At 66.8% G+C, this 20,633-nt stretch carries 18 protein-coding genes; 12 read left to right on the plus strand and 6 right to left on the minus strand.

Going from position 1 to position 20,633, the window contains the following annotated elements; translation table 11 throughout:
• The first annotated feature begins 122 nt into the window (after window positions 1-122).
• The 6 genes from pedF to ILP92_RS03145 all read left to right on the plus strand — a co-directional run bounded on the left by pedF (window position 123) and on the right by ILP92_RS03145 (window position 6,161).
• Window positions 123-818, plus strand: coding sequence for a cytochrome c-550 PedF (gene pedF, locus ILP92_RS03120; protein WP_198914918.1), 696 nt, complete (start codon window positions 123-125; stop codon window positions 816-818).
• Window positions 815-1,717: a substrate-binding periplasmic protein gene (locus ILP92_RS03125; protein WP_198914919.1), complete on the plus strand. Its 903-nt coding sequence runs from the start codon at window positions 815-817 to the stop codon at window positions 1,715-1,717. Before pedF ends, ILP92_RS03125 begins: the two co-directional genes overlap by 4 nt.
• Before the next feature lie 75 nt (window positions 1,718-1,792).
• Window positions 1,793-2,344 carry an SRPBCC family protein gene (locus ILP92_RS03130; protein WP_198914920.1) on the plus strand — a complete coding sequence of 184 codons (552 nt, stop codon included), beginning with the start codon at window positions 1,793-1,795 and terminating at the stop codon, window positions 2,342-2,344.
• Window positions 2,345-2,380: 36 nt separating this feature from the next.
• On the plus strand, window positions 2,381-2,872 hold the full coding sequence (locus tag ILP92_RS03135) for a (2Fe-2S)-binding protein (RefSeq protein WP_198914921.1): 492 nt from the start codon (window positions 2,381-2,383) through the stop codon (window positions 2,870-2,872).
• 67 nt (window positions 2,873-2,939) lie between these two features.
• Complete coding sequence (locus tag ILP92_RS03140; RefSeq protein ID WP_198914922.1) at window positions 2,940-5,309, plus strand: xanthine dehydrogenase family protein molybdopterin-binding subunit; 2,370 nt, start codon at window positions 2,940-2,942, stop codon at window positions 5,307-5,309.
• Between the two features lie 63 nt (window positions 5,310-5,372).
• Complete coding sequence (locus ILP92_RS03145) at window positions 5,373-6,161, plus strand: FAD binding domain-containing protein (RefSeq protein WP_198914923.1); 789 nt, start codon at window positions 5,373-5,375, stop codon at window positions 6,159-6,161.
• A 155-nt stretch (window positions 6,162-6,316) separates the two neighbouring features.
• Here the strand turns inward: ILP92_RS03145 and ILP92_RS03150 are convergent, their stop codons facing one another.
• A complete protein-coding gene (locus tag ILP92_RS03150) occupies window positions 6,317-7,168 on the minus strand; it encodes an FAD:protein FMN transferase (RefSeq protein ID WP_198914924.1) in 852 nt (283 codons plus the stop codon).
• Entirely contained in the window at window positions 7,165-9,288 is a 2,124-nt protein-coding gene (locus ILP92_RS03155; RefSeq protein WP_198914925.1) for a 4Fe-4S binding protein, read from the minus strand. Before ILP92_RS03155 ends, ILP92_RS03150 begins: the two co-directional genes overlap by 4 nt.
• Before the next feature lie 86 nt (window positions 9,289-9,374).
• Between ILP92_RS03155 and ILP92_RS03160 the strand changes: the two genes are divergently transcribed.
• Together ILP92_RS03160 and ILP92_RS03165 are read left to right on the plus strand one after the other, a co-directional pair.
• A complete protein-coding gene (locus tag ILP92_RS03160; protein WP_198914926.1) occupies window positions 9,375-10,160 on the plus strand; it encodes an ABC transporter permease in 786 nt (261 codons plus the stop codon).
• Window positions 10,161-10,395: 235 nt separating this feature from the next.
• On the plus strand, window positions 10,396-10,635 hold the full coding sequence (locus tag ILP92_RS03165; protein ID WP_198914927.1) for an EF-hand domain-containing protein: 240 nt from the start codon (window positions 10,396-10,398) through the stop codon (window positions 10,633-10,635).
• Window positions 10,636-10,692: 57 nt separating this feature from the next.
• Here ILP92_RS03165 and ilvN read toward each other — a convergent pair whose 3' ends face one another.
• A complete protein-coding gene (gene ilvN / locus ILP92_RS03170) occupies window positions 10,693-11,250 on the minus strand; it encodes an acetolactate synthase small subunit (RefSeq protein WP_198914928.1) in 558 nt (185 codons plus the stop codon).
• An 89-nt stretch (window positions 11,251-11,339) separates the two neighbouring features.
• Entirely contained in the window at window positions 11,340-13,091 is a 1,752-nt protein-coding gene (locus tag ILP92_RS03175) for an acetolactate synthase 3 large subunit (protein WP_198914929.1), read from the minus strand.
• A 378-nt stretch (window positions 13,092-13,469) separates the two neighbouring features.
• On the opposite strand from ILP92_RS03175, the gene ILP92_RS03180 reads away from it, so the two are divergent.
• The 4 genes from ILP92_RS03180 to ILP92_RS03195 all read left to right on the plus strand — a co-directional run bounded on the left by ILP92_RS03180 (window position 13,470) and on the right by ILP92_RS03195 (window position 19,141).
• Window positions 13,470-14,318 (plus strand): YihY/virulence factor BrkB family protein, encoded by an 849-nt coding sequence (locus tag ILP92_RS03180; RefSeq protein ID WP_198914930.1) that lies wholly within the window; start codon window positions 13,470-13,472, stop codon window positions 14,316-14,318.
• 206 nt (window positions 14,319-14,524) lie between these two features.
• Complete coding sequence (locus ILP92_RS03185) at window positions 14,525-15,607, plus strand: TRAP transporter substrate-binding protein (RefSeq protein ID WP_198914931.1); 1,083 nt, start codon at window positions 14,525-14,527, stop codon at window positions 15,605-15,607.
• 169 nt (window positions 15,608-15,776) lie between these two features.
• Window positions 15,777-16,769 carry a TRAP transporter small permease subunit gene (locus ILP92_RS03190; RefSeq protein WP_198914932.1) on the plus strand — a complete coding sequence of 331 codons (993 nt, stop codon included), beginning with the start codon at window positions 15,777-15,779 and terminating at the stop codon, window positions 16,767-16,769.
• 17 nt (window positions 16,770-16,786) lie between these two features.
• Window positions 16,787-19,141, plus strand: a complete 2,355-nt coding sequence (locus tag ILP92_RS03195; protein ID WP_198914933.1) for a TRAP transporter large permease — start codon at window positions 16,787-16,789, stop codon at window positions 19,139-19,141.
• 84 nt (window positions 19,142-19,225) lie between these two features.
• Here the strand turns inward: ILP92_RS03195 and ILP92_RS03200 are convergent, their stop codons facing one another.
• Together ILP92_RS03200 and ILP92_RS03205 are read right to left on the minus strand one after the other, a co-directional pair.
• Window positions 19,226-20,053 (minus strand): arginyltransferase, encoded by an 828-nt coding sequence (locus ILP92_RS03200; protein WP_198914934.1) that lies wholly within the window; start codon window positions 20,051-20,053, stop codon window positions 19,226-19,228.
• A gap of 78 nt (window positions 20,054-20,131) precedes the next feature.
• The gene (locus ILP92_RS03205; RefSeq protein ID WP_198914935.1) at window positions 20,132-20,578 is read right to left on the minus strand and encodes an RDD family protein; all 447 of its coding nucleotides are present in this window, start codon (window positions 20,576-20,578) and stop codon (window positions 20,132-20,134) included.
• Between the last annotated feature and the right edge of the window lie 55 nt (window positions 20,579-20,633).

The raw sequence follows: 20,633 nt of genomic DNA on the forward strand, positions 1-20,633 counted from the left end.
TAGACATCGGGGCGGCCGCCAAAATCCGACTTTGGTGCAGGGCGTCCCAAGGTCTAATGGTGCGCGCCATCGCGGCGGCTTACCAAGGGGCCGAAGAACAGCAACCCCGAGGGGGAGACGACATGCAATCCACCAAGCTTGCCATCGGTGCCGCGATCCTGGCCGCAACTGCGACGCTGGCCTATGCCGCGGGTCCGCCCATGACGCCGCAGGCGATCGACACCACCGGCCTGCCCGAGTTGGGCGACGAATGGCTGTCGGAAAACCCCTATCGCGCCGAGGCCGCCGACCAGGAGGTCTGGTTCACGGCCGTGGAGATCGGCGCGTCGGGATACAACCAGAACTGCGCGCGGTGCCACGGGATCCAGGGCGTGTCGGGCGGATTGGCGCCGGACCTGCGCTACCTGGAAGCCAGCGCCTATGACGACGAATGGTATATCGAGCGGTTCCGCTCGGGCGTCACGCAGAACGGCACCACCAAGATGCCCGCTTTCGGCGAGCTCTTGGGCCAGGAAGCGGCCTGGGCGATCCGCACCTATGTCGAAAGCCGCGCCGACGATGCGCAGGTCGTGGCGAAAAGCGACGCGCTGAAGGGTGTGCGCGATCAGCTGGCGCGCTGGGCCGACGACCCCACGGGCGCCGATCCCGACGCGGTCAAGGCGCAGCTGGACGAGATCGCGGCCACCATCGACACGCTGTCGGGCGCGCCGCAGGCCGATTCGGTGGCCTGGCGCGCGAGCCTGGAAATCGACGGATCGCAGGCCGGGTACTCCACCGCCGCCGATACGCTGACCGTCGGGCTGTCGGCCGCCGAATGAGCCTGCTGCGCGGGGTCTTCGCGGCCTTGCTGGCGGTGGGCCTTGCGGGGCCCGTCGCGGCGCAGGATCCCTGCGCCGATTACGTGCCCCAGCCGAGGCCCCAGAACGCAAGCCGGGACGAGGTGGGGCAGGACCTGGACACGATCCTGGAGCGCGGGCACATGAGCTTCGCGCTTTACGAGGATTACCCGCCCTATAGCTGGCTGGAGGGCAGCACCCCGCGCGGTGTCGACGCGGAAATCGCGCGCCTGATCGCCGAATACGTGGGCGTCGAGCCGCGGTTCAACTTCGTGGCCGCCGCCGAGAGCCTGGATTCGGACCTGCGCAACAACATCTGGCAGGGCGGGATCGTGTCGGGGGCGGTGTCCAACGTGATGATGCGCATACCCTACGACAGCAAGTTCGCCTGCCGGGTCGAGCAGGTCGTCTTCACCGGGCAATACGCGGTGGAGCGGGTGGCCATCGCCTATGCCAAGGACGCCTATCCCGACGACTTGCCGGTGCCCGCTTACTTCCGCTTCGACACGGTGGCGGTCGAGAACGACTCGATCGCGGATTTCTACCTGTCGAGCTTCGCGGGCGGGCAGCTGAACGCCCAGGTGCGACGCTTTCCCGACATGGTCGCCGCCATGGAGGCGCTGGCGGGCGGCGAGACGAAGGCGGCGATGGGGCCGCGCGGGCAGCTGGAATGGGGGCTGACCGACGCGCTGGGCGTCCATGCGCCGCCGCTGGCGGGCTTCGCGATCAGCCAGTGGACGCTGGGCGTCGCGGTGAATTTCCGGTTTCGCCCGCTGGGCTATACCGTCGACGACGCCATCCGCGAGGGCCTGGACAGCGGCGCCATCGCGGCGATCTACGACAGCTACGGCCTGACCCACGAAGCGCCCGCCTTTCGCTAGGTCTTGGCCATTGGTCTTATAGTCGCGCCGGGCGCGCGACCTTAGCGTGAACCCCGAAACAGGAGCATGATCCCCATGGAACTGACTGGCAGCCGCACGATCGAGGCAGACCGTGAAACCGTCTGGAACGCACTTCTGGACCGCGACGTGCTGAAGGACTGCGTGCCCGGCTGCACCGAGATGTCGGGCAATGCCGAGGACGGTTTCGAGGCCACGGTCGTCCAGAAGGTCGGCCCGGTGAAAGCCACGTTCAAGGGGCAGGTGACGCTCGAGGACATGGAAAAGCCCGCCAGCCTGAAGATCTCGGGCGAGGGCAAGGGCGGTGCTGCGGGCTTCGCGTCGGGCGGCGCGAAGGTGAAGCTGCGCGAGGAAGGCGGGGCGACGGTGCTCGATTACGACGTGGAGGCCAAGGTGGGCGGCAAGATCGCGCAGCTGGGCAGCCGCATCATCGACAGCTTCGCAAAGAAGATGGCCGACCAGTTCTTCACCGACTTCAAGGACGCGGTCGAAGGGCCGGGCGATGACGCAGAGGCGACCGGGCCCAACGCGGCCAGCGACGACGCGGCCGCACCCGCCGAAGCGAAAAAAGAGAAAAAGGGATGGTTCGCGAAGCTGAAATCCAGCTGAGCCACCGACAGAACACCAGAAATAAGGGAGGATGATATGAATTCCATCAAGATGCGGGTGAACGGCAAAGAGGTGTCCGGCACCGTCGAGGGCCGCACGCTTTTGGTCGATTTCCTGCGCAAGGATCTGCGGCTGACCGGCACCCATGTGGGCTGCGACACGACCCAGTGCGGGGCGTGCGTGGTGCACGTGAACGGTAACCCGGTGAAGGCGTGCTCGATGCTGGCGGCGGAAGCCGACGGTGCCGAGGTGGGCACCATCGAGGGCCAGGCCAATGCCGACGGGTCGCTGTCGGTGATCCAGGCGGCGTTCCAGGAGCATCATGGGCTTCAGTGCGGCTTCTGCACGCCGGGGATGATCATGGCGGCGGCGTCGCTGCTGAAGGAAAACCCCAAGCCCAGCGAGCACGAGATCCGCGAATACCTGGACGGCAACATCTGCCGCTGCACGGGCTACCACAACATCGTCAAGGCCATCCTGGCGGCATCGGGCCAAGAGGTCGCGCCGCCCGCCATGGCCGCCGAATAAGTCACAACGGAATTTCGGGGCGCGATTTTTCGCCGAAAAATCGGTCCCGCATCAGGAGGATACCCACATGCCCAAAGATGGTGGCATCGGAAGCAGCACGAAGCGGCGCGAAGACGTCCGTTTCCTCAGCGGCACCGGCAATTACACGGACGACATCAACCTGCACGGCCAGCTCTACGCGCATTTCGTGCGCTCGGACGTGGCCCATGGCCGGATCAATTCCATCGGGGCCGAGGCGGCGGAAGCCATGCCCGGCGTCGTGAAGGTCTTCACCGCGAAGGATTTCGAAGGCGTGGGCGGCGTGCCCTGCGGCTGGCAGATCACGTCCATCGACGGCAATCCCATGCAGGAGCCCAAGCATCCCGTGCTGGCCGAGGGCAAGGTGCGTCACGTGGGCGATCCCATCGCCGTGGTCGTGGCCGAAAGCCTCGAGCAGGCGCGCGACGCGGGCGAGGCGCTGGAGATCGACATCGAGATGCTCGACGCGGTCGTGGACATGAAGAAGGCGCTCGAGCCGGGCGCCACGAAGGTGCACGACGACCTGGACAGCAACCTCTGCTACGACTGGGGGTTCGTCCAGGAAAACAAGGATGCCGTGGACGAGGCGATCAAGAACGCCGACCACGTCACCACGCTGGAACTGGTGAACAACCGCCTGGTCGCCAACCCGATGGAGCCGCGCGTGGCGGTGGGGGACTACAACCGTTCGACCGACGAGCACACGCTCTACACCACGTCGCAGAACCCCCATGTCATCCGCCTGCTCATGGGCGCCTTCGTGCTGGGCATACCGGAACATAAATTGCGCGTCGTGGCCCCCGACGTGGGCGGTGGCTTCGGCACCAAGATCTTCCACTACGCCGAAGAGGCCTTCTGCACCTTCGCCGCCAAGGCGCTGAACCGTCCGGTCAAGTGGACCTCGACCCGCTCGGAAGCCTTCATGTCCGACGCCCATGGCCGCGACCACGTCACCAAGATCGAACTGGCGATGGACGCGGACAACAACTTCACCGCCGTGCGCACCGAGACCCACGCCAATATGGGTGCCTACCTGTCGACCTTCGCGCCGTCGGTACCCACTTGGCTGCACGGCACTTTGATGGCGGGCAATTACAAGACGCCGCTGATCTACGTGAACGTGAAGGCGGTGTTCACCAACACCGTGCCGGTCGACGCCTATCGCGGCGCGGGCCGCCCCGAGGCGACGTTCCAGCTGGAGCGGGTGATCGACAAGGCCGCGCGCGAGCGGGGCGTCAGCCCGATCGAGCTGCGGCGCCAGAACTTCATCACAGAATTCCCCTACGCCACGCCTGTGGCGGTGGAATACGACACCGGCGACTACCACGCCACGATGGACAAGGTGCTGGAGATGTCGGACCACGCGGGCTTCGAGGCGCGCGCGGCGGAGTCCAAGAAGAACGGCAAGCTGCGCGGCTTCGGCATCGCGCACTACATCGAGGCTTGCGGCATCGCGCCGTCGAACCTGGTGGGCCAGCTGGGCGCGCGGGCGGGGCTTTACGAGTCCGCCACGGTCCGGGTCAACGCCACCGGGTCGATCAGCGTGATGACCGGCAGCCACAGCCACGGCCAGGGGCACGAGACGTCGTTCGCCCAGGTCGTGTCGGAAATGATCGGCATCGACGCGAACCAGATCGACATCATCCACGGCGACACCGCCAAGGGTCCCATGGGCATGGGCACCTATGGCTCGCGGTCGATCGCGGTGGGCGGCTCGGCCATGGTGCGGGCGACTGAGAAGATCATCGCCAAGGCCAAGAAGATCGCCGCGCACCTGATGGAAGCGAGCGAAGGCGACATCGAGCTGAAGGACGGCCAGTTCACCGTGGCGGGCACCGACAAGTCGGTGGCCTGGGGCGACGTGACGCTGGCGGCCTACGTGCCCCACAACTACCCGCTGGAAGACATCGAGCCGGGCCTGGAGGAGACCGCGTTCTACGACCCGGCCAACTTCACCTACCCGTCGGGCGGCTATGTCTGCGAGGTCGAGGTGGACCCCGAGACCGGCAAGGCGGACGTGGTCGCGTTCTCGGCGGCGGACGATTTCGGCAATGTCATCAACCCGATGATCGTCGAAGGCCAGGTGCATGGTGGTGTCGCGCAGGGCTTCGGCCAGGCGATGATGGAAAACTGCGCCTATGACGCGGACGGGCAGCTGATCTCGGCCAGCTACATGGATTACGCCATGCCGCGCGCGCTGGACCTGCCGATGATCCAGGTGGACCATTCGTGCCAGACGCCCTGCACCCACAACCCGCTGGGCGTGAAGGGCTGCGGCGAGGCCGGTGCCATCGGATCGCCCCCCGCCTTCGTGAACGCGGTGATCGACGCGCTGAACCGCGGCGGCCACAAGGTCGACCATATCGACATGCCGCTGTCGCCCGACCGGATCTGGTCGGCGATGCACGCCGCGAAATAGGGGCCAACGGCCAGCGACCCCGGCGCGCCCGCGCCGGGGATCCCAGCCATCAAGGAGACCAAGATGCATAATTTCGAATACGTCCGGCCCAAGACCATCGACGAAGCCGTGTCGGCGCTGTCCTCGGACGAGGCGCAGCCGCTGTCGGGCGGCCAGACCCTGATGCCCACCATGAAGGCGCGCCTGGCCGCGCCCGAGAAGCTGGTGAGCCTGACCGCCATCGACGAGATGAAGGGCGTCCGCATGGACGGCGATCAACTCTGGATCGGCGGCGGCACCACCCACGCCACCGTGGCGCGCGAAACCGCAGACAGCTACCCGGCGCTGTCGTCGCTGGCAGGGCGGATCGGCGATCCGTCGGTGCGCTCGATGGGCACGATCGGCGGGTCCATCGCCAACAACGATCCCTCGGCCTGTTACCCGGCGGGTGCGCTGGGCTCGGGCGCGACCATCGTCACCAACACGCGCGAGATCGCGGCGGATGACTTTTTCCAGGGCATGTTCATGACCGCGCTTGAGGAAGGCGAGATCGTCACGGCGGTGAAGTTCCCGATCCCGCAAAAGGCGATCTACCAGAAGTTCATCCAGCCCGCGTCGCGGTTCCCGCTGACGGCGGTCTTCGTGGCCCATTTCGGCGACAATGTCCGGGTGGCCGTGACCGGGGCGTCGGGCGGCGGCGTGTTCCGCTGGACCGAGGCGGAAGAGGCGCTGGCGTCCAACTTCACGGGCGACGCGGTGGCGGGGCTGAGCGTGTCGGCCGAGGACATGATCTCGGACCTGCACGGCAGCGGGGAATACCGCGCGCACCTGACCAAGGTGATGACCAAGCGCGCGGTGGACGCGCTGGCCTGAACGGCTGGCCTTTGGAATTGATTACGGGTCCTGCCGGGAACGGCGGGGCCCTTTTTCGTGGTGCTGCGCGTGGGGCGCGGCTGCGCCGGGATATTTCGTGAGAACAAAGATGGGGGTGCCGGGCGTCGATCCGGCGGTTTGCGCCAGCTGCCAGGTCAGAGGAGGCGGTGGCGGCCCTGCGCGTCGATGACGTGGGCGGGGCCCGCGCCCGCGCGGTGGCATATGCGGGCGATGCTGGCGGGGGGCAGGAACAGGCAGGCCGTGGAGAGGGCGTCGGCCAGCGTGGCGTCGGGCGCCTCGATCGAGACGGTGGCGTGGCGCGGCGCGCGGCCGCGCGGGTCGATCAGGTGCGGAGCGGCGCTGGTCGTGGCGATGGCGCCCGTGGTGAGCGTCGTCCGGGCGACCAGACCGTGGGTTGGATCGGCGATCCCCAGGCGCCACGGGCCGCCCGAGGCGGCGAATTCGCCGATATCGACCAGGATGTCGCCGAGCCCGTGGGCCAGCAGGGTCGCGCGGACGCGGTCGGTGGCGAAGCCCTGGGCGATGCCGTTGAAGGTGAGTTGCTGGCCGGGACCAAGGGTGATCGCGTCCGGCGCGCGGGCGATCTTGTGCCAGCCGAGCGGTGTGAGATCGGGGGCGCGGCCTTCCGCGATATCCGCCCAGGCCGACTGCACCGTCGGATCGAAAACACCGCCGGTGAGGGAATGGGCGCGGTCCACGTGGTCGAGCAGCTCGGAAAAGAGCGGGAACGGGGCCAGCGTGCCGGTGGTGTTGAGCCGCACCAGCTCGGAATCGGGCCGATAGAGGCTGAAGGCGCGCTCGACCGCGTCGATGTCCGACAGCGCGGCGGCGATGGCCGCTTCGGCGACGGGACGGGGGGCGCGCAGGGTCATCGAGACCTCGGCCCCCAGGGCGAAGCCGGACCAGCGCACCGGCTCGATCCGCGCCGCCGCGGCGGGCAGGCAGAGGGCTGCGGCGCTGAGGGCCAGGAAGCGGCGGCGTTTCATTCGGCGGGCACCCCTTCCGCGTTCGGGTGGCCGGAGGCGGCGCGGCGGCGTTTCTTGGCGTCGTTGACCAGGGGCACGCAGCGTTGGGGGTCGTCGTGGATCGCCACGCAGTCGAGGCACTGGAAGCATTCGGAATAGTCGATGCGGCCCGACTTCTCGATGGCGCCGTAGCTGCATTTCACCCGGCAGAGCTGGCAGGGCGATCCGCATTCGGGCCGCCGCGCGATCCAGTCGCGGCCCCGGACCAGTCCGCCGATGGCCATGACGGCGCCCAGGGGGCAGACGTAGCGGCAGAAGCCCTTGAAGAGCGTCATGGACAGCAGCAGCCAGAAGGCGGCGTAGACCACGTAATACCATTCGCGCAGGAAGAACGTGGTGATGGCGGTCTTGAAGGGTTCCACCTCGGCCGCCTTGTCGAGCCGGGCGGGCGCGGTGAAGACGACGATGACCAGCGCCGCGAGGATCGCGTATTTCAGCCATTTCAGGCGGTTGTCCCTGGCCGCCGACGGCTCGACCTGGGGGATGCGCAGCGCGCGGCCCAGGTGGGCGGCGAATTCCTGCAGCGCACCGAAGGGACAGAGCCAGCCGCAGAAGAGCCCGCGCCCCCACGCGACGAAGCCCGCGAGGGTGACGGCCCAGATCAGCAGCGAGAACGGATCGTAGAGCAAGAAGCTGTAGGATCCGCCCTGGATCGCCGTTCGGATCACGCCCAGGGGTGTCACGATGCTAAGCTGCCCCTGGCCCCACCAGCCGATGAAGACGGTGACGAAGGCCAGGATGCCCAGGCGGATCGGGGTGAAGTGGCGGTGCGCGGCCAGCCGGTTCATGGCGCCGCCCAGCAGCATGACCAGCAGCGTCAGGAACAGCGCCAGCACGATGAGGTCCGGCGCGCGGTTCTTCAGCGCCTCGACCCAAGGTGGGGCGGGCTTCTGCACCTCGGGCCGGGTGAAGAACCGCTCGGGCGAGGTGATGTCCGTCGCCAGCGTGACCGATCCCAGTTCGGGTTTGAACATGCCGTGCTCGCGCACCGCCTCGATCTTCAGGGTCCAGGGGGCGGCGGGATCGAAGCCCAGTCGCCGGTCGGTGCGCAGGATCAGGGCCTTGCCGTCAAGGACCGCGTCATGCAGCGCGTCCGGCACATCGTCGGCCAGATCGATCAGCAGGTCCGCGTCGCGCAGCGCCACCGGAAAGCCGCCCTGCTCGGCGCTGATCCAGTCGGGCGACGTGTTGCGGGTGAAATCCTCGCTGACCAGGCCGTGGCGCGCGGTCTCGACCACCAGGATGGGCTCGTCCGAGGTCGATATCTCCTGGAAGGCGCGCAAGGTCTGAAGCCCGCTATCAGACAGCACCGCGCGCGCGACCGAGGGCGGGCCGAGATCGACGACCCAGAGGTCGAGATAGGGCGCGTCAGGGTCCGCCTGCGCGTCGGGGTCGTCGTTTTCCCAGATCGTGCCCGCGAATTCGGCGTTCATCTGGGCGTTGCTGACGGTCAGCCGGGTGACGATGCCCTGGGCCACCAGGTCGTCCCAGGTGAGGTTCTCGGCCACGGTCGGATCGGGCACGGCGGGCGGGCCGATGCTGACGCCGCCCATCTTTTCGCGCGCGACCTGCAGCGTGGCGGCCAGAACGCTTTCGTGGGCGATGCGCACCGACGCGGTGGCCTTGGTCACGCCGTCCAGGTAGACCAGCGCGCTGCCGTCGTCTCCGTCGCCATAGGGGTTGCCGACCACCAGCGTCTCGTTGATCGAATGGCCGCGATACTGGTCGAAAAAGTCGTAGAACATGTGCTCGGGCAGGCCGGACACGAAGATCGGCTCGTTATGCGAGATCAGCTTCACGTCCAGGAACCGCCCGTCGAGGTCCAGCACCACCAGCACGTTGACGGGCGCGCCGGAAAAGCCGGGCAGGGGGGCCATGGGCTCGGTCTCGAACACGTAGCCCGCTTCGGCCCCGCCCGAGTTCAGCAGGCTGTAGACGCCCTTGTCGTTGATCGCCGGTCCCAGCGCCATGGGCGCGCGGATATAGGGGGCGAGGGCCTCGCGCGGCAGCGGCTCGGCCGCGGCGCAAAGCGCGCCCAGCGTCAGGCACAGCGACAGGATCAGGCGGGCGGCGCGCAGCATGGAGCGCAGCCTATGCGCGCGCCCCGCGGCCCCATATGCGACGAAGGTAGAAATGCGGCCGCGGGGGCGGCGACGCAGGGTGTGTCATGGCCCCTGACACCAGATCCGACCGCGAGCCGCCGCCCCTGACCATCGCGCTGTCGCTGGCAGCCCTTGTCGTGGCGTGGGCCGTGGCCGCAGAGGTGTCGGCCGACCCCGAGATCCTGCCGGGCCCGCGCGAAGTCTGGCGCATCGCGGTGGGCGAGGTCGCGAAGGGCGCGCTGCAGTTCCACGTCGCGGCCACGCTGGCGCGGGTGGCCGCGGCCTTCGCCATCGCCATGGGCCTGGGCGTCGCGATCGGGCTGGCGCTGGGTCTGAGCCCGCGCGCGAACCGCTGGTTCGGGCCGTGGGTCGTGGTGCTTCTGAACGTGCCCGCGCTGGTTGTGATCGTGCTGTGTTACCTGTGGATCGGGCTGAACGAGGTCGCGGCCATCACCGCCGTGTCGGTCAACAAGACCGCCATGGTCGCGGTGAATATCCGCGAAGGCATCTGGGCGCTGGATCCCAAGCTGACCGACATGAGCCGCGCGTTTCGCATGGGCGCGTGGTCGCGGCTGCGCCACGTCATCGCGCCGCAGCTTTGGCCGTTCGTGGCGGCCAGCACCCGCAACGGGCTGGCGATCATCTGGAAGATCGTGCTGGTGGTCGAGTTCTTGGGCCGCTCAAACGGGGTGGGCTTCCAGATCCACCTCTATTTCCAGCTGTTCGAGACCGGCTACGTGCTGGCCTATGCGCTCAGCTTCGTGGGGATCATGCTGGTGATCGAATACGTGCTGCTGCAAGGCTTGGAGCGGCGCGCGACTCGCTGGCGGCGGGGCATTGTCACGGGCTAGTGACAGCCCATGCGCGAAGGCTTGCCGTGACGGTATATTTGCCTGCGACGGTTTCCGCGCATGATCCGCGGGGCGATTTTTCAGGCGCCCTTCTGCCAGCGTCGCGTCTGGATTTCGGCAGGGATTCGGACAAATCGGGTCGATCCTTCACCGGTGGATGACGCACCGCGCCGGGCCTGCGCAGATAGCGTCACGCCCAGCCAAAAGGGCGATAACCAAAGTGGAGAATACCAAAATGACCAAACTTCCCATGATCCTGGCCGCGATGGCCCTGACCGCGAGCGCGGCAGCGGTCAGCGCACAGGTCGACGCCGACACCGACGGGGACGGCATGCTGAGCCTGGAAGAGATGCAGGCGGCGATGCCCGATGTCACCGAAGAGACCTTCCTGAGCGTCGACGCCAACGGCGACGGCATGGTCGACGCCGACGAGCTTGCCGCCGCGCAAGAGGCCGGCACCCTCCCGGCCGGCTGACGCGGCTTCGCGCGATCCGGGACCCCGTCCCGGGTCGCGCACCGCGCGCGCCGGGCCCTAGCCGCGTGCCAGGGCCGCCACGCCGGTGCGCGCCATTTCCGACAGGCCCAGGGGCCGCATGAGATCGGCGAAGGCGTCGATCTTCTCGGGGCTGCCGGTGATCTCGAACGTGAAGCTTTCCAGCGTCGAATCGACCACGCTGGCGCGGAACACGTCGGCCATGCGCAGCGCCTCGACCCGCTTGTCACCGCTGCCCGTCACCTTGAACAGCGCCAGCTCGCGCTCGACCGATGCGCCCTCGACCGTCAGGTCGTGGACCTCGTGCACCGGCACGATGCGTCCGAGTTGCGCCTTGATCTGCTCGATCACGGCGGGTGTCCCGGTGGTCACGATGGTGATGCGCGAGGTGTGGCCGGTATGGTCGATCTCGGCCACGGTCAGCGATTCGATATTGTAGCCGCGCCCGGAAAACAGCCCGATCACCCGCGCCAGCACGCCCGCCTCGTTGTCGACGATGACAGCCAGCGTGTGCCGCTCGATCACGTTGGAATGCGGGTCGCGCAGGTCGTAGGCGGAATGCTTCGACGTGCCCTTCTTGATCTTCAATGTGCTCATTCAAGCCTCCCGGGCGCGCGCGCCCCTGTCTTCATCTTTCCGGAAATACCTCGGGGAGCGCGAGGGGCCGGCCCCTCGCTCCCGCCGTCTCACACCAGCACCGCACCGGTGCCGGTGATCTGGCCTTGCGTCTCGGCATTGGCCAGCAGCATCTTGTTGTGCGGCTCGCCGCTGGGGATCATCGGGAAGCAGTTCTCGTGCTTTTCCACCAGGCAATCGAAGAGCACCGGGCCGTCGTGGCGGATCATCTCCATGATCGCGTCGTCCAGGTCCTTGGGATCCTGGCACTGGATGCCTTTTGCGCCGAAGGCTTCCGCCAGCTTGACGAAATCGGGCAGCGCTTCCGACCAGCTTTGCGAATAGCGCTCGCCGTGCAGCAATTCCTGCCACTGGCGGACCATGCCCAGCCGTTCGTTGTTCAGGATGAACTGCTTGACGGGCAGGTTGTACTGCACCGCGGTGCCCATTTCCTGCATGTTCATCAGCCACGACGCTTCGCCCGCGACGTTGATGACGAGTGCCTCGGGATGGGCCAGCTGCACGCCGATCGAGGCGGGGTGGCCGTAGCCCATGGTGCCGAGCCCGCCGGAGGTCATCCAACGGTTCGGATCCTCGAAACCCAGGTATTGCGCGGCCCACATCTGGTGCTGGCCGACCTCGGTGCAGATATAGCGGTCGTGGTCCTTGGTCAGGGCTTCCAGCCGGGCCATGGCGTGCTGGGGGCGGATCGTCGCGCCCTTTTGCTCGAAGGCCAGGCAATCGACCGCGCGCCATTCGTCGATCTGTTTCCACCACTTGGCGATGGCTTCGGCGTTGGTCTTGCGGCCCTGCGCCTTCCAGACCCGCAACAGGTCTTCCAGCACGTGGGCCACGTCGCCGATTATGGCCATGTCAACGTGGATCACCTTGTTGATCGAGCTGGGGTCGATGTCGATATGGGCCTTCTTCGAATGCGGGCTGAAATCCTGGATCCGGCCGGTGATGCGGTCGTCGAAGCGCGCGCCGACATTGATCAGCAGGTCGCAGCCGTGCATGGCCAGGTTGGCCTCGTAAAGCCCGTGCATCCCCAGCATGCCCAGCCAGTTGTCGCCCGACGCCGGATAGGCGCCCAGGCCCATCAGGGTCGAGGTGATGGGGAAGTTCGTCTCGGCCACCAGCTCGCGCAGCAGCTGCGACGCGGCGGGGCCCGAGTTGATGACGCCGCCGCCCGAGTAGATGACCGGCTTTTTCGCCTTGGCAATCGCGTCGGCCAGCGCGGTGATCGTGCCGATATCGCCCTTCACCTGCGGCGCGTAATGGGTCTTCATCTTCTGCTTGGGGCTGTATTGGCCGCTGGCGAACTGCACGTCCTTGGGGATGTCGACCAGCACCGGGCCGGGGCGGCCCGAGCTTGCCACGTGGAATGCCTCGTGCAGGACCTGGGGCAGGCGGTCGGTTTCCTTGACCAGCCAGTTGTGCTTGGTGCAGGGCCGGGTGATGCCCACGGTGTCGGCCTCCTGGAAGGCGTCGGTGCCGATCATGAAGGTGGGCACCTGGCCGGTCAGCACCACCAGAGGGATCGAATCCATCAGCGCGTCGGTCAGGCCGGTGACCGCGTTGGTGGCACCGGGCCCGGACGTGACCAGCGCGACGCCCACCTTGCCGGTCGAGCGCGCGTAGCCCTCGGCGGCGTGGATCGCGGCCTGTTCGTGGCGCACCAGGATGTGGCGGATTTCGTTTTGCTGGAAGATCTCGTCGTAGATCGGCAGCACCGCGCCGCCGGGATACCCGAACACGACCTCGACCCCCTGATCCTTCAGGGCCTGCACCACCATCCTTGCGCCTGTCATCGGCTTGCTCATCGTCCTGGTCTCCGCATCTTATGCGCGTGCCGCGCATGAAAAAGCCCCCGAGGATCAGTCGAGGGCGCGTGTCTTCCAATCGGGTCGGTTCTAACCGGCCCGGCGCCTTTGGCATCCTACGACCACCGGGGCGCGCGTCATGGAAGTCTCCTTTTCCGTTCGTTTTTTCTGCTTAGTCAGCGCGGTGGGCGGGGTCAACCGCCGATCGGGGGAAAACATGTCGCGGCCGCGCGTTTTTTTGAACTTTTGTTGCGCGCCGCGGGTCGAAAACGGCGTTTCACGAAAAATTCAGTCCATTGCCCGCGATCTGGGCCGCTTTCGGAACGGCCTTGCGGCGGTCACGTTGTGTTCACGCCATTGTATAATTCCGGAGCTTTCATGTCCGATACCACTTCGACACGCACGAGCGGGGGCGTCCTTTCGCTGGCCAAGTCCGTCAAGGACGAGGCTGACCGCATCAAGCTGACGCTGATCGGGGCGGGGGTCGCGTTCTTCGGGCTGCTTGCGCTGTTTCCCGGCATCGGCGCGCTGATGGCGGTGTCCGGTCTTCTGGTCGAGCCCGACGTCATCGTGGGCCAGATGGAGACGCTGGCGACCGTGCTGCCCGAAGCGGCGGCCGAGATCATTCTGGGACAGGCGCGGGCCGTGACGGGCGGCAATTCGCAAGGGCTGGGTCTGGCGGCGCTGGCGGGTCTGACGCTGACCTTCTATTCGGCGTCCAAGGCGATGCAGGGCCTGATGGACGGGCTGAACCTGGTCCACGACACGACCGACAACCGCGGCATGATCGGCCGGACCCTGACCAAGATGGGGCTGACCCTTGGACTGATCCTGGGCGTCCTTTTGTGCGTGGCGGTCGCGGCGCTGGTGCCGATCGTGCTGTCCTGGCTGCCTTTCGCCCGCCAGACCGAGATGCTGGTGATGGTGCTGCGCTGGCCCGCCTTGCTGGTGATCGCGGCCTGCGGCATCGCGCTGACCTACCGGGTCGCGCCGTCGCATGATTTCGCGGGCTGGAAGATGATCTTTCCCGGCGCGGCGCTGGCCTGCGTGCTCTGGATCGTCGGCAGCCTGGGCTTCGCGATCTACGTCCGGTATTTCGGCTCGTACAACGAAACCTTCGGCGCCATCGGCGGGACGATCATCCTGCTGGTCTGGATGTGGCTATCGGCGTGCATCGTGCTTCTGGGGGCGGTGCTGTCGAAGATCCTGGAAGACCGGGCAAAGTGACGCATCCATCGCGGCAGGAAAATTGCGCAATTTCATCGGCGCCACCCATCGAGGCGTCATAACGTAGCGTCATCTTGCAACTAAGTTGCGCGATCCGGGCGACTTTCGGTGTTTATCCCGCCAAAAACCGCGGCTAGGGTCCGCGCACCGAAACCGATCCGGGCAGGGCGGCAAGACCCTGGCCCGTTTTTTCTGGGAGGAAATTGATGGATCGTCGCTCATTTCTGAAAACGTCCGCGCTGGGCGGCTCGGCTGCCGCCGCGTCGACGCTGGCCGCGCCCGCCTACGCGCAGGGCAACCGGACGTTGACCATGGTGACCACCTGGGGTCGCGGCCTGGCTGGCGTGCATGACGCGGCGCAGCGCGTGGCCGACAGCATCACCGCCATGTCGGACGGTCAGCTGACCATCGATCTGAAGGCGGCCGGTGAGCTGGTGGGCGCGTTCGAGGTGTTCGACGCGGTCACGTCCGGCCAAGCCGACATGTACCATGGCGCCGACTACTACTTCGTCGGTCAGCATCCGGGCTATGCCTTCTTCACCGCCGTGCCCTTCGGCATGACGGCGCAAGAGCTGGCCAACTGGTACTACCAGGGCGAGGGCATGGGCTTTCACGACGAGCTGGGCCAGATCTTCGGGCTGAAGTCCTTCCTGGGCGGCAACACCGGCGCGCAGGCTGGTGGCTGGTTCCGCAACGAGATCAACGGACCCGAGGATTTCAACGGCCTGAAGTTCCGCATGCCCGGCCTGGGCGGCGAAGCCCTGGGCAAGCTGGGCGCATCGGTGCAGAACCTGCCCGGCGCGGAAGTGTACCAAGCGCTGTCGTCGGGGGCCATCGACGGGACCGAGTGGATCGGACCCTGGGCCGACGAGAAGGCCGGTTTCCAGGAGATCACCAAGACCTACTACGCCGCCGGCTTCCACGAGCCCGGCGCCGGTCTGTCGGTCGCCACCAACCGCAACGTGTTCGAGGAACTGTCGCCGGGCCACCAGAAGATCATCGAGATCGCCGCGGCCGAAGCGCACCAGTGGAACCTGTCGCAATTCCTGTTCAACAACGGCGCGGCGTTGCAGCGTCTGCAATCGGGCGGCGTGAAGGTGCTGGAATTCCCCGACAGCGTCTGGGACGCGTTCGGCAAGGCATCGGCGGAAACGCTGGACGCCTACATGGACGACGAGCTGTTCGCGCGCATCCGCGCTTCGGTCATGGACACCATGTCCGCGTCGTCGCGCTGGATCAACGACAGCGAAGGCGCCTACCGCTCGCAACGCGACCGCGTTCTGGGCTGAGCGCGTGGCCGGGGGCGCTGGTCGCCCTCCGGCCCGCCACAGCAGCGTCGGACGGGGCCCCGCACGGGCCCGTCCGCACCCGGCCGCGCGCCCGCGCGGCCCGATCTGTCGAAAGGCCGGGTGACCGGCTTCGGGCCGGGGGACCGGTCCCGTCCTCGGGGGGCCTCGGATGGCTGAACACGACGCGGAGTGCACCGGCTTCTTTTCGCCTGCGGCAGAGGGCACGACCGCCTGTCTTGACGCCTTCAAGGAGGACGGCGCGCTCCAGTGGATTGCGGGCCATTTCTTCGAAGCGCCGTTCAACATCTTCTTCGCGCTCGCCGATCCGGGCGCCTGGCTGGGCTGGCTCGCGGATTTCAGCACGCCGGAGGCCAAGCAAAGCCTGATGCGCTTTATCTATTACGGCGCGTCGGCCGAGCTGTTCTTCGTCATCCTTCTGGCCCTGCTGGTCCTGACGGGGCTGGGCCTGTGGAAGCGGGCGATCATGTGGGGCAGCGTCCGCGTGCTGGAAGGCTTTGCCAACGGCGTCGGGCGTTTCTTCGCCTGGGCGGGTCTGCTGATGGTGCTGCAGCAGATCGTCATCGTGTTCTCGCAGCGCATCTTCGCCGCGTCGAACCTGACCTTCGGCTTTGGCAGCGCCATGACCTTCGATCTGAGCTGGTACGCCGAAGAGCTGAAGCTTTACAACGCGTTGATCGTGGCGCTCTGCTGCGCCTACACCTTCGTGCAGGGCGGACACGTGCGGGTCGATCTGCTTTACGCGCCCGCCAAGTACCGGACCAAGAAGATCATCGACATGTTCGGCGCGGTCTTCTTCATGATGCCCTTCGCCGTGCTGGTCTGGCTTTACGGCTGGTTCTTCCTGTGGCGCGTGCTGGTGGTGCCGAACCCGTCGGTCAGCGACACGCTGGACAGTCTGCTGATGAAGGCCCGCGCGCTGCGCTGGAACGTGGAGACCATCGGTTTCTCGCCCAACGGGTTCAACGCGTATTTCCTGTTCAAGGTGCTTCTGGTCACCTTCACGGCGATGGTGTTCCTGCAGGCGATCGCGGTGTTCTACCGGTCGTATCTCGAACTGGTCGAAGGCCCCGAAAGCGATGGCAAGTACCTGGACCGCGACACGCTTGGCGCGGGGGAAGAAGCCTATGAAGGCACGCATTAAGACGTAAGGGCAGGGACATGCTTTTCGGTTTGGACGGGGTCGAGATCGGCCTGATCATCGTTTTTCTGTGCCTGTTCGGCGGGATCCTGTCGGGCTTTCCGGTGGCCTTCGCCATCGGCGGGTCGGCGGTGATCTCGTTCGGCATCATCGCGGCGCTGGACAGCGCGGGGATCCTGATCCACCAGGCCGTGGACACCGGCTCGGACGCCTACCGCGCGCTGATCGCCGAGGGCGTGCGCCCCGAGACCATATCGAAGTTCCGATACCCAGACCTGGCGCTTTACGCCGAGCCGCTGTTTCCCCGCGGCTGGGAGGTCGCGCTGGACCGCAACGTGGGCTTCATCGTCAACCGCATCAACGAGCGCGTGCTGGCGGGCCAGTCCATCGAGACGCTGCTGGCGGTGCTGATGTTCGTGCTGATGGGCATCACGCTGGAGCGCTCGAAGATCGCCAACGATTTGCTGACCACCATGGCGCGCGTCTTCGGCCCGCTGCCGGGCGGGCTTGCCGTGTCGGTCGTGGTGGTGGGCGCGTTCCTGGCCGCGTCCACCGGGATCGTCGGAGCGACGGTCGTGACGATGGGCCTGCTGTCGCTGCCCACGATGCTGCGCAACAACTACTCGCCGGAACTGGCCACCGGCGTCATCGCCGCATCCGGAACGCTGGGCCAGATCATCCCGCCGTCGATCGTCATCGTGCTGCTGGGCACGCTGGCGGGCGATATCTACGCCACCGCGCAGGAACAGCGCGCGCAGCTCGTGGGCTGCTCGGACGCGCTGACCTATCTGGGCGAAGCGGCGGTGGTGTCGGTGGGCACGCTGTTCCAGGCGGCGCTGCTGCCCGGCATCCTGCTGGCGCTGCTTTATGGCGGCTACGCCTTCGGCTACGCGGTGCTGAACCCCAGCAAGGCGCCGCCGGTGAATACCGGCGAGACCACGGGCGAGATCATCACCCGGAACGAGGCGCTGACCTGGTTCCTGGGCGTGCCGGTGGCGCTGATCGTGGGCTTCGTGGCGCTGTCGGGCGCGGGGCTGATCGGATCGCAGAACTACAACGTCGACAGCTTTTCGGACGCGTCCGAAGGCGCGTCGCTGCGCACCAACGTGTCGCCCCAATGCCAGGAGGCGATGATCGAGCTGCACGGACAGCAGGCATGGGACACCGCCGTGGCCGAGCAGACGGCGATCAACGATGCGGGCGGGGCCACCGCATCCGTTAGGCTGAGCGAGGACGAGCTGACGGCGGCCATCGCCGCCAAGATCGCCGACCGCGCGCCGCTGGGCACCGGCATCGCGCTGGGCCTGCTGCTGGCGGGGCTGGTGCTGGCCTTCGCGCGGGGCGTGGCGCCCGTCGACGATCCGCGCCCGCTGGCCGTGGGGGCGTTCGGACTGGTGTTGGCGGCGCTGCTCGACATCGTGCTGATCGGTCCGACGACGACGCCGGGGGTCACGTTCCTGATCCTGCTGCTGCCGATCCTGCTGGTGCTCTACGGGTTGAAAGCGGGTGCGGCGATGCTGGGGCGCAACGACCTGGTGCGTGTGGTCTTCCCGCCGCTGGTGCTGATCGTGGCGGTGCTGGGCTCGATCCTGGGCGGGATCACCAACCCCACGCCCGCCGCGGCGCTGGGTGCCGGCGGCGCGATCCTGCTGGCCGCGTTCCGCAAGCTGCAGGATGACGGCAGTTCGGGACGCATCATCCTGTGGACCACCTACGCCATCGTGCTGATGATCCTGGTGGGGGTGAATTTCGACCTGCGCGTGGGCGTGGGCGAGACATCGTTCGAGCAGTGGGTGGCCTTCCTGGTCGCGCAAGGGGCCTATCTGTTCGCCATGTTCGGGCTGCTCTATGCCTGCTTCGTGCTGTGGTATGGCGGCGTGCTTCCCGCCATCGTGCGCGAGACGGCGAAGGTCACGTCGATGGTGTTCACCATTCTGATCGGGTCGCAGCTGCTGAACCTCGTCGTGATCTCGTTCGGGGGCGAGCACTACATCCAGCAATTCCTGCGCAGCTTCGACAACGAGATGGTCGTCTTCCTGATCGTGATGCTGGTGCTGTTCTTCTTAGGGTTCGTGCTGGATTTCCTGGAGATCATCTACATCGTCGTGCCCATCGTGGGTCCCGTGATCTATGGCGGGACGATGGACCCGAAATGGGTGACGATCATGATCGCGGTGAACCTGCAGACATCGTTCCTGACGCCGCCCTTCGGCTTCGCGCTGTTCTACCTGCGCGGCGTGGCCCCGAAACAGGTGACGACCGGCCACATCTATCGCGGCATCGTGCCCTTCGTGCTCATCCAGGTGCTGGGGCTGGCGCTGTTGTGGTTCTTCCCGGGCGTGGTGACGCTGGTGCCCGCGCTGTTTCCGAACTGATCGCGCACCGGTGGGGCGTGGGCGCGGATTTCTCGAGAAATCCGTGACGTTTTCCTCGAGGAAAACGATCCCCCGGCGGTGCGGTCAGTCCCGGCGGGTCATGCTGTCGGGCAGGGTGATCCGGGCCACCTGTTCGGCGATGGGATCATTGGACAGGGTGTGCTCGTCGGCGGCGAAGGTCTCGGGGTTGCGCAGGCGTTGCCAGGCGCGGCCCAGGTAGATCTCGAGCGCGTCGAACTTGGCCTTGTAGCCCATCTTGTCGCTGCCCGGCACCCAGTAGCCCAGGTAGACGTAGGGAAGCCCGGCCTCGCGCGCGATCTCGACGTGGTCGAGGATCACGTAGGTGCCCAGGCTGTCGCTCGCGCGTTCGGGATCGAAGAACGAGTAGACCATCGACAGCCCGTCATCGAGCACGTCCGTCAGGCACACCGCCGCCAGGTCGCGCGCCGCCGATCCCGGGGCGCTGTATTCCACCACGCGGCTGCGGATCGGCGTTTCTTCGATCATGGCCGCGAATTCGAAGATATCCATGTCCGCCATCCCGCCATCGGCGTGGCGGCTGTCGAGGTAGTCGCGGAACAGCGCGTATTGCTCTTCGGTGGCCCAGGGCGCGTTGGCCTTGCGGTCGAGATGCCCGTTCTTCCGGGCGACCCGGCGCTGGGTCCGCGAGGGCTTGAAATCGGCGACGCGGATGCGGGCCGAGAGGCACGCCGAGCACTCGGCGCAGCTGGGTCGGTAAAGGACGTTCTGCGACCGGCGGAAGCCCTGTTTCGACAGGCTGTCGTTCAGAAGCTGCGCCTCGTCGCCCTGCAGTCCGGTGAACAGCTTGCGCTCCATCCGGCCCGCCAGATACGGGCACGGTTGCGGAGCTGTCACGTAGAATTGCGGCGCGATTGGCAGCGTATGGCGCATCGATGTCCCCCAGGGTGAAACACCAGCCTAACGGCGTGTTTCGGCGCCGCCAAGCCCCTGTGTTTACCTTGAGTTCACTCAGGTTACCGATCGGTTAATGGCCGCGCTGCCCATCACCATGTCGGTCAGGCCCTGCGCGCGGGGCGTGGCCAGCATCGTCACCGCCGAGATCAGTTGCAGCGGGAACATCGCGATCGAAAACGCGTAGCCCGTGGTGTGCAGGAACGCCGTGCCAAGGCTCAAGGGCGCGCCGCGATGATCGCGGATCTCGATCGACATCAGCCGCATGCCCCATGTGGCAGATCCGCGCGCCAGGGTCGCCACCCGGTAGGCGTAGCCCACGCAGAAGTAGAAGACCGGGAAGTAGAAGAGCGACGTGAACAGCGTCAGCGGGGTCAGCAGAAGCGAAAAGGCGCAGATCGCGATGACGTCCACCACCCAGGCAAGCGCGCGCTTGCTGGGAATGTCCGCGTAGAACTCGGGCAGGGTGTCGGGATCTGGTAATCCAAGGGTCATGGTCGTCATGGGAACCTCGCTGAAAGGACGGGCGCCCCCGCGCCGGTCGGCTGGCGCGGGGGCG

The organism is Palleronia pontilimi (genome assembly GCF_016412875.1).
In the GTDB taxonomy this organism is placed as follows: Bacteria; Pseudomonadota; Alphaproteobacteria; order Rhodobacterales; family Rhodobacteraceae; genus Palleronia; species Palleronia pontilimi.

What these genes read in the sequence shown, in the direction of transcription:
- ILP92_RS03200 (WP_198914934.1), bottom strand. Translation starts at nt 20,053, where the DNA reads ATGCGCCATACGCTGCCAATCGCGCCGCAATTCTACGTGACAGCTCCG.
- ILP92_RS03150 (WP_198914924.1), bottom strand. Translation starts at nt 7,168, where the DNA reads ATGAAACGCCGCCGCTTCCTGGCCCTCAGCGCCGCAGCCCTCTGCCTG.
- ILP92_RS03195 (WP_198914933.1), top strand. Translation starts at nt 16,787, where the DNA reads ATGCTTTTCGGTTTGGACGGGGTCGAGATCGGCCTGATCATCGTTTTT.
- ILP92_RS03185 (WP_198914931.1), top strand. Translation starts at nt 14,525, where the DNA reads ATGGATCGTCGCTCATTTCTGAAAACGTCCGCGCTGGGCGGCTCGGCT.
- ILP92_RS03125 (WP_198914919.1), top strand. Translation starts at nt 815, where the DNA reads ATGAGCCTGCTGCGCGGGGTCTTCGCGGCCTTGCTGGCGGTGGGCCTT.
- ilvN (WP_198914928.1), bottom strand. Translation starts at nt 11,250, where the DNA reads ATGAGCACATTGAAGATCAAGAAGGGCACGTCGAAGCATTCCGCCTAC.
- ILP92_RS03135 (WP_198914921.1), top strand. Translation starts at nt 2,381, where the DNA reads ATGAATTCCATCAAGATGCGGGTGAACGGCAAAGAGGTGTCCGGCACC.
- ILP92_RS03155 (WP_198914925.1), bottom strand. Translation starts at nt 9,288, where the DNA reads ATGCTGCGCGCCGCCCGCCTGATCCTGTCGCTGTGCCTGACGCTGGGC.
- ILP92_RS03130 (WP_198914920.1), top strand. Translation starts at nt 1,793, where the DNA reads ATGGAACTGACTGGCAGCCGCACGATCGAGGCAGACCGTGAAACCGTC.
- ILP92_RS03160 (WP_198914926.1), top strand. Translation starts at nt 9,375, where the DNA reads ATGGCCCCTGACACCAGATCCGACCGCGAGCCGCCGCCCCTGACCATC.
- ILP92_RS03145 (WP_198914923.1), top strand. Translation starts at nt 5,373, where the DNA reads ATGCATAATTTCGAATACGTCCGGCCCAAGACCATCGACGAAGCCGTG.
- ILP92_RS03165 (WP_198914927.1), top strand. Translation starts at nt 10,396, where the DNA reads ATGACCAAACTTCCCATGATCCTGGCCGCGATGGCCCTGACCGCGAGC.
- ILP92_RS03175 (WP_198914929.1), bottom strand. Translation starts at nt 13,091, where the DNA reads ATGAGCAAGCCGATGACAGGCGCAAGGATGGTGGTGCAGGCCCTGAAG.
- ILP92_RS03180 (WP_198914930.1), top strand. Translation starts at nt 13,470, where the DNA reads ATGTCCGATACCACTTCGACACGCACGAGCGGGGGCGTCCTTTCGCTG.
- ILP92_RS03140 (WP_198914922.1), top strand. Translation starts at nt 2,940, where the DNA reads ATGCCCAAAGATGGTGGCATCGGAAGCAGCACGAAGCGGCGCGAAGAC.
- ILP92_RS03190 (WP_198914932.1), top strand. Translation starts at nt 15,777, where the DNA reads ATGGCTGAACACGACGCGGAGTGCACCGGCTTCTTTTCGCCTGCGGCA.
- pedF (WP_198914918.1), top strand. Translation starts at nt 123, where the DNA reads ATGCAATCCACCAAGCTTGCCATCGGTGCCGCGATCCTGGCCGCAACT.
- ILP92_RS03205 (WP_198914935.1), bottom strand. Translation starts at nt 20,578, where the DNA reads ATGACGACCATGACCCTTGGATTACCAGATCCCGACACCCTGCCCGAG.